Origin of the sequence: Candidatus Accumulibacter vicinus, assembly GCF_000584955.1 — a bacterium.
Taxonomy (GTDB): Bacteria; Pseudomonadota; Gammaproteobacteria; order Burkholderiales; family Rhodocyclaceae; genus Accumulibacter; species Accumulibacter vicinus.
Genome location: NZ_JDSS02000037.1, coordinates 143,082 through 146,509, shown reverse-complemented (window position 1 = coordinate 146,509; position 3,428 = coordinate 143,082). Strand labels below are relative to the sequence as shown.

4 protein-coding genes are annotated in these 3,428 nt (G+C 57.8%); all 4 read right to left on the bottom strand.

Annotated elements, in window-relative coordinates; genetic code table 11:
• Positions 1-368: helix-turn-helix domain-containing protein (locus tag CAPSK01_RS16500; RefSeq protein WP_034929145.1), on the bottom strand; the 368-nt coding region annotated here is incomplete at its 3' end.
• A complete protein-coding gene (locus tag CAPSK01_RS16495) occupies positions 365-838 on the bottom strand; it encodes a transposase (protein WP_273703878.1) in 474 nt (157 codons plus the stop codon). The genes CAPSK01_RS16500 and CAPSK01_RS16495, both read right to left, overlap by 4 nt.
• A 252-nt stretch (positions 839-1,090) precedes the next feature.
• Positions 1,091-2,146 (bottom strand): ParA family protein, encoded by a 1,056-nt coding sequence (locus CAPSK01_RS16490; RefSeq protein WP_034929142.1) that lies wholly within the window; start codon positions 2,144-2,146, stop codon positions 1,091-1,093.
• A gap of 169 nt (positions 2,147-2,315) precedes the next feature.
• Entirely contained in the window at positions 2,316-3,329 is a 1,014-nt protein-coding gene (locus tag CAPSK01_RS16485; RefSeq protein WP_034929139.1) for a hypothetical protein, read from the bottom strand.
• Positions 3,330-3,428 lie beyond the last annotated feature (99 nt).

Sequence of the window (3,428 nt, the reverse complement as noted above, 5' to 3'; positions counted from 1 at the left end):
GCTCGACCCCGATGGCGGCGTTGCCTGTGTTCACGCAAAACGCGGTAGAAGGTTGATTCACTGGCGATATAACGCCCCTCGTCAGCCAGCGCGGGCACGATACGGGCGGGCGGCAGCTCCGCGTAGCGCGGCTCGTTGGCCAGCGCAAGGATCGCGGCGCGCTCGCTTTCGGTGAGTGCATGCGCTGGGGTCAGTCGCTCGGCTAAGGGGCGACCATCGCCGCGCAGTAAACCCTCACCCGCCTTCCACCGCTGGAAGGTGCGCTCATCTATGCCGGCGATGTCACACGCCAGGGCGAGCCGGGCGCCGGCCTCACGCGCTGTGTCGATATCGGTCACCAAGGTTTGGCGATCTTCCAGGCGGATCATACGGCCGCGTGTTCCGGGAAGATCGCCGAGAGCTTTTTTGAGAGCACCAGCAGCGCGGCGGTTTCGGCCAGAGCCCTTTCCTTGCGCAGAAGTTCCCGCTCCAGTTCCTGGATGCGCTTCTTGTCGGCACGGGTCTCGTTGGGTGCAGCACGGGCTTCTCCCGGCTCCGCCAAGGCGTCGGTAGCCCCCTGTCGCCAACGTTCCAGTTCACTTGGATAGAGCCCGTGCTCCCGGCACCACGCGCTTGCCTGAGCTTCGTCCAGGGCCGCGGTAACGACCACCGCATCCAGCCGCCCGGCCGCTGTCCAGGCCCGCTCGCGAGCGGGCCTGGACAGCGCCTCACCCCGCCAACGTTCCAGTGTCGCCACCGATATCCCCGCCTCTCTTGCCACCACTTCCAGGGTCGCGCTCTCCGGTGGTAACAGCTTCGCCACCACTCGATCCTTCATTACTTGTCCGTATCTTGCCATTTCCTCACCTCGTGATTGCCCCCGGTTTCAGATCCTATCGAGGCGACAACTAGTCTGACACAGGGGGGCCTCAAGTAGGGGGGCTTGTGACGCCCAACGTTCGTGTTGAGCCGCAGACCACGGCTTCATGTGTGACTCCGTAATTGAAATGCCCAACGTTTGAGTTCAGGGGCCGCCGGAGCCCGAAGGGCGGAGGGAACCGGCAAGCGCAGCTTGCCGGCGGTCCCCTGGAACGAGAGGTTGGGCCTCAGGTTACTCAATAGCGGCGACTAGCTGCTGAATGTTGGGCTGCTGATTGTCGAGCTGCGACTGATTGACCATTACCCGTCGTCCAGCCACGTCGTGATAACCGGCCGTTAAGCGGACAATCGGAATGCCCAGAGAACTCGAAACGACCGAGGCCGTGTTCGCATCAACGATCTCGAACTGGAACATTCGGTTGAACGCGCTTCTCCCGGCAGGGCTTCCCGATCCGGTGGGGTGAATGTGGAAAAGATTCGGGTTGGTCTGCCAAACAGCCCAAATTTCATCGCCAATCTCGTGAACAACAGTACGAAACGCCTGAGCAGATCGAATGTACTGCGTCAGGCGGTTTCCCGCATAGCAGTAGATCTTCGGAATCGGCAGGCGGAACTGCTGCGAGTTCAGGTAGAACTGCGACTGCTGGCTACCCGGCGTTCGAGTAACACCATACAAGAGGGCCAGAACAGCACGTACAGCCCGCTTGGATGACCCATCGGCGGAGAAGGGGATGATCAGCCGATCTGAGGCCGACAGTGCAAGTTCTGTGTAGATGGAGAAACTCGGGTTGCAGTCGATGAACACAGCAGCGCTATCTTGATTCCAGATTCTCTGGATATCCTCAATGAGGTCGCTAATCCATGTGTGAACGATTCGCCAAGCGTCAGTAGGACCCGGCGCGGTCGCACCGAGTACGCGTGACGACTGAATCTCCAATTGTTCGTCCCCTGGTACCAAGTAGACGTTGCTCGGCACCTCGCCGTTTACCTGGGACACCCTAACGACGTAGGTCGACCCAGTATTGGGGCTCACATACGGGCTCCGAATGCGATCTTCGATATAGCCCGCGATGGTCGTTCTTGGTGATCGATTGCTCAGCCTGTCAAGGGCGCGCTCACCGGCGTCCATTCCGCCCAGCAGCATCCCGGAGGCATTCGCCTGCGGGCAAAGGTCGACGACGAGAATCTTCTCGTTTGGGTGAATTCGAGCATATTCGCAGGCGATTTGAAAGGCGAGGTAACTCTTACCAACACCACCTTTGTTGTTCCAGATTGCGTAGATGGCCATCCATCTCTCCCTTTAGATATGTACGACATAGGACCGTAAGTCTACAGGGAGCTCAGCCGGTAATGTTAAGAAATAGCCGTGTCCGAGGTCCGGAGGCGGCCTGATGAGGCCCAACGTTCAAAGTAACCGGCCTGCGCGGCTTTTTGCGCAGGTCCGGTTGACTGGAGGGTTAGCCACCAGTGACATCCCGAGGAAAACGAGCCACTTCGCCGATGAACAAGTAGGTATGAATAACTGCTAGTCGCGCTTCTTCCAGCGATACATCGACGTGCACTCCCTTGCATGTCTTTTCATAGATCGCATCTAGGCGCGCGGCTAAAAATTCGAGCTCTGATTCAACGATAGCGGCACTTCCATCGCTTTGCTGTCGAGCGTCCATGTACGCAAGGAGCCGATTCTTGTATTGCTCCGCTCCAACCTTTCGGACCTTCCCAGTCGAATCAGTCCATCCCTCCTCAGACGCAGGAAACAGTGAATCGGCGATGCTCATTAGCAGCCGACGGCAAGACGTCAAGGCAGCGGTCCTGGATTCCGATGAGCCATTTGCCATTTGTTCATTAATCGCAATGATCTTCTCGGCCGCTCTAGGACAGTGCGCGCGAACGAAGGTGTCGATTTCATTCCGCGCCGCTTCAAAAATATCTTGAGCTACATCGCCTAGCTCAAGCGCAAGATACATGTCCGTCGCATAGTTGTGAATGCCGGCTTTTAAGGACGCAAAAATGCTTTTGCTTTGCGCATAGCTCTTCTTTTGCGATGCCTGGAGCTTCAATTGAGTTGCCATCAACGCTTCGGTCGCGCTCTTCTCAACGAAATCCTTGACTTTTGATAGGCTCGTACTTGGTTTGTTCGCCGCAAGTAGAAGCTGCTCACTCTCCGCATTCGCCTCAAATCCCGGCAGGCTCTGCGTGTAGAACTTTGACTCTGCCTCGTTGATGCGTCCACAAGCCGCGGCGTACTTCCGGCAGGTACCAAGCTCGCTAATTGAAAAGGTGGACGGATAGCCACTCGTCTCAAGATCGAGCCAGTGTTGTGCGTCTGAGTCCCGCATGAGGCGGGCTAGACGCTTCGCCTTCATAAGCACGGTATCAATCGGTACATTCGCTGATTCAAGATCATCTAGTAGCGCGATGGCGACGCGCCGAGCTTCCGAGATTCTTGTGTTCGATGATTGGTCGATCATGTCGGTAAGCGCTGGTGGCTAACGTTTGAGCTGAGACGCCCGCGGAGGCGGGCGGCGTAAGCCCGGGCTGAGATGATGCACCATGTGCCTCAGCCCGGG